Origin of the sequence: Dapis brunnea BLCC-M229, assembly GCF_050015995.1 — a bacterium.
Taxonomy (GTDB): Bacteria; Cyanobacteriota; Cyanobacteriia; order Cyanobacteriales; family Microcoleaceae; genus Trichodesmium.
Genome location: NZ_JBNHEP010000287.1, coordinates 26,213 through 30,387 on the forward strand (window position 1 = coordinate 26,213; position 4,175 = coordinate 30,387).

General features: G+C 35.5%; 2 protein-coding genes and 1 pseudogene. 1 reads left to right on the forward strand and 2 read right to left on the reverse strand.

Going from position 1 to position 4,175, the window contains the following annotated elements; genetic code table 11:
* Nucleotides 1-439: 439 nt before the first annotated feature.
* A pseudogene (sir, locus tag ACP6PM_RS33055) lies at nt 440-2,317 on the reverse strand (sulfite reductase, ferredoxin dependent); the annotation flags it as partial.
* A 358-nt stretch (nt 2,318-2,675) separates the two neighbouring features.
* Between sir and ACP6PM_RS33060 the strand changes: the two are divergent.
* On the forward strand, nt 2,676-2,933 hold the full coding sequence (locus tag ACP6PM_RS33060) for a CRR7 family NDH-1 assembly protein (RefSeq protein ID WP_426591089.1): 258 nt from the start codon (nt 2,676-2,678) through the stop codon (nt 2,931-2,933).
* Between the two features lie 101 nt (nt 2,934-3,034).
* Here ACP6PM_RS33060 and ACP6PM_RS33065 read toward each other — a convergent pair whose 3' ends face one another.
* Nucleotides 3,035-3,595 (reverse strand): DUF2854 domain-containing protein, encoded by a 561-nt coding sequence (locus ACP6PM_RS33065; protein WP_426591091.1) that lies wholly within the window; start codon nt 3,593-3,595, stop codon nt 3,035-3,037.
* Nucleotides 3,596-4,175: the final 580 nt, after the last annotated feature.

Here is a 4,175-nt window from a genome sequence, read left to right on the forward strand (position 1 = left end):
CAATAGTGTTAGGTGTTGTAGGTGCTACAGGTTGACTTACTGGTTGACCAATAGTGTTAGGTGTTATAGGTGCTACAGGTTGACTTACTGGTTGACCAATAGTGTTAGGTGTTGTAGGTGCTACAGGTTGACTTACTGGTTGACCAATAGTAGTAGGTGCTGTAGGTGATACAGGTTGACCTACTGGTTGACCAACAGTCGCAGGTGTTGGTGTTGTTGTATTAGGGTCACTGCTAAAAATAGGAGTTTTTACAGTTTGAGGAGTGTTTAAAGGCTGAGTTTCAGTAGTTATTGGTGTAGTTGTTGTTGTCGTTTGAGTCACATTAGTTGATGGAGTTACTAATGTACTACTATTATCAACATTAGCGGGTGAAGTTACCGGAGAATTTATAGGAGTTATTTCCTGATTATTTTCCAGATTTGTACTCACCCCTTCTTCTTGAGGTTGAGTTTCTGGATTTGTCTCAGTAACATCTTGAACTGCTGGAACATTGTTTTCAGAATTGATTGAGGTAAAACTTGAATTGTTAATATCTGTATTCATCGAGAAACTAGATTGATAGTTGGTTACAAACTTACGGATGGCTTCAATACCGACACGATTACAGAAATCACCGAAACTCTCATCTGGTTGCCGTTGTTGCTTGAAATAAAGAAACATTCGCTCCAACTCAGTTTCCAGATTATTGATATGCAGTTTGTCGATATAAGGTTTTGCCAGTCGTGTTTGGTTAGGCGAACCCCCTAACCAAATCTGATAAGTATCAGGAGCACTACCGACAAATCCTAATTCCGCCATGTAGGGTCTAGCACAACCATTGGGACATCCTGTCATTCTAATTACAGGATGTTCCTGTCCTAGTCCCACCTTGTCCAACAATAACCTAATTTGTCCAAGTATGCCAGGCAAGGCCCTTTCTGATTCTGTCATTGCTAGTCCACAAGTAGGAAAAGCCGGACAGGCCATACTGTAGCGCACTAAGGGGTCAATATCTTTTTCTTTGCTAATACCATGCTGAGTTAATATTTGTTCTATTGCTTGTTGCTGCCGTGGTTCAATTTCATAGAGAATTATGTTGTGATTAGCTGTTAACAGCATCGGTAGCTTAAACAACTGAACTATTTTTCGCAAAGCTGTTTTTAGCTGAAATGAATCTTCATCTTTTACACGACCATTTTCTACTGAAATTCCTAAAAATAGCTTCCCATCTCCTTGTTCGTGCCATCCTAGGAAGTCCAAATATTTCCATTCTGGTAGAGGTCTGAAGGGAGCAATGGATTTACCAAAATATTCTACCAACTTGGCCTGAAATTTTTCCACTCCCCAGTCATGGAGTAAATATTTCATTCTAGCATGGCGACGATTACTACGATCACCATAATCTCTTTGAGTAGCTACTATAGCCTTGACTAAATCAAATATATCTTCTTTGGCTACATATCCTATTTCTTGGGCTAAACAAGGGAAAGTATCTTCTTTTCTATGAGTGCGACCTAGACCACCACCTGCTAGAACATTAAATCCTTCCAATTCTCCTGCTTCATTGGTAATCACAACCAGACTAATATCCTGAGTATATAGGTCTATAGAGTTATCTCCTGGAACTGTGACAGCACACTTAAATTTTCTTGGCATATAGTGAGTACCATAAATAGGTTCTTCACTATTAGGGAATATTGTGCCGTTAATATTCTGTTGTCTAGCCGCTTTTACTTCTGGATTTTCTTCTGCACTAATTACTTTTTCTCCATCCAGCCAAATTTCGTAATATGCTCCTGTTTGTGGTGCTAATAAATCTGCTATTTGATTAGCATAGTCTTTAGCATATTTGTATTCAGGACGATTTTTATAGGGAGCTGGTGGAGACATTACATTTCTATTCAAATCTCCACAAGCACCCAGTGTCGAACCCATATTTTTAATAATAGATGATATGACTTTTTTGAGATTTTTCTTTAATACTCCATGCAACTGAAAACCTTGTCTAGTTGTCACACGAAGTGTTCCGTTACCATATTCATGAGACAAACTATTTAGGGTGAGAAAAAGTTGTGGCGGAATAAACCCACCCGGGTTCCGGGTGCGAAGCATCATTTGATAATCTTTTTCTTGCCCTTTAAATTTATTATCTCTGTTATATTGTTGATAAGAACCGTGGAATTTTAGTATTTGAACAGCTTCTTCAGTAAAGTGAGTTGTATCTTCCAGTAGTTGAGTTGCTAGGGGTTCGCGCAAGAAATTACTATTTTCTTTTATGCCTTCTAGCTTAGAAGGTTTTTGCTCTTTAGGCGTTGAAATTTGAGATGGGGTTATCATGGGTAAAAGTGCAAATTGCTACTATTTTATCAGTTACTTAGTAGAGTTAATCTTTGAATATTGCTTTGGAGCTACAATTAGAAACTTTATTTTTCCTTGATTTTATTTATTGATAATTTCCTCTATTTTGTTTTTGCTAATTTATTTACTTTAGCATTCACAATAATTTACCATTACTCTAGCAATATTTCATTAATTCTATATTATACTCTCATATATCCTTATCTTGTCAACCTCTACTAATTTGTAGTTTGACTTGGTTTTTCATCATAAAAAGCAACTATATACAGTGGTTGATTTTACTTAATTTTAGAATATCAATGATTAATCATAATTGTTAACAAATTTTCTAATAAAAATGCCTAATTCACTAATGTACCAAGAAGAAAACTATGTAGTCTTAGAGCCGAATCAACCTGAGCAATTTCTGACAGGTATAGAACTACTAGAAAAATTGCGCGATATTATAGCTCAACAACAATCTAATTTACCTAGAGATTTACAAAAATTATCTTCCCTAGATGCTCAAGCTCAAAAACTCAGAGATACTTATTGTGAGTATGAATTTAGTCCTGGCCAATTTATCCAATGGTATGTGGTGCGTCTGGAAAAGTAGGTTAAAAACTCCTCAATTTTTTTTATAGCCAGGAAAAAACCTTATTTGTGAAATCTTCAATCGTTAGATGATTCAGATTAAAAATTATGTCAGATTAAAAATTATGTTTTTTCTACTTCTGGAGTAGTTATCATAGCAACATCAATCTTTCCCTCTGTAGGTTGACTTACTTCTACCTGCAAATTTGGCCCAAAAAAACTTGATAATTTATCCTGTTTTGCCAACCAAGTGTCTAAGGTAATTAATGAAGAATCAAATTCTAGCACTAAGGCATAAGAACCATTGATAGCTATTTCTCTTAATCCTTGGAGTATAGGTCTTTCCTCATTTGTCGGACTTAAACCTAAGCGAGCCAGAGATTCTTCTAAATGGACTTTTTGGCCATACCTATAGCGAGTAACATCTTGACGTAGTTGATTTTGGATAGGAGTAGCCTGTTTTTCCCTGAGAGTTATGATTTCTTCAGTAGTTGGTTGAGTAAAAGGTACTGGTTCAAGTTCAGCAGCTTTAAGAGCAAGTCCTCCTAGAAGTAGAGGAATTCCATAAAAGAATCCAGCTAAGTTAAGTGTGGGATTATTAGTAAAGTAAGCTGCTGTTCCAATTACAGAGATAATTCCACCTAAAACCAATCCTACTGTCGCTAATGAAATTTGGCGTAGCATATCATTAATATGTAAATATAATTTCAAAGTTTTGATACTTAACTTTTTGTATGAGCTATGAGGTAATTACAAGTTAGTAGTTTGCATAAGTATCTTACCCTCACCATGATTTTAGGTCAACTTTTTTTTCTTTTCCTCTAAATTTTTTTTCAGTAAAGTCAGTAATTAATTTTTAATAAGTAGTTAGATAAAATTAATTACACACTCATTAAATCTTCAACCCCGATCCAGCCGAGATACTAATATATCTAAGCTTGTAAATAATTTTGTCCGATTACTTAATTTATCAAATATCTGTTGTACTTATATAATCAATACCTCGTGAATCTAATAGATATCTCCGGAAAAAAGGGAGTAGGGTTTAGGGTTTAGGGTTTAGGGTTTAGGGGGAAATAATTGATTATTTATGTACGATAATTGATTTGATTTTTGGTTATCGGAGATGTCTAATGAGATGCCAAGCGATTTGTCAACAATCCTCTATGGGGTTGAACGCTAGATAATATCTGTAGCATGAGGGAGCAGGTTCATTAATTGATAATGGATAATTGATAATTACCTCGGGTTTTAACCGTTACGG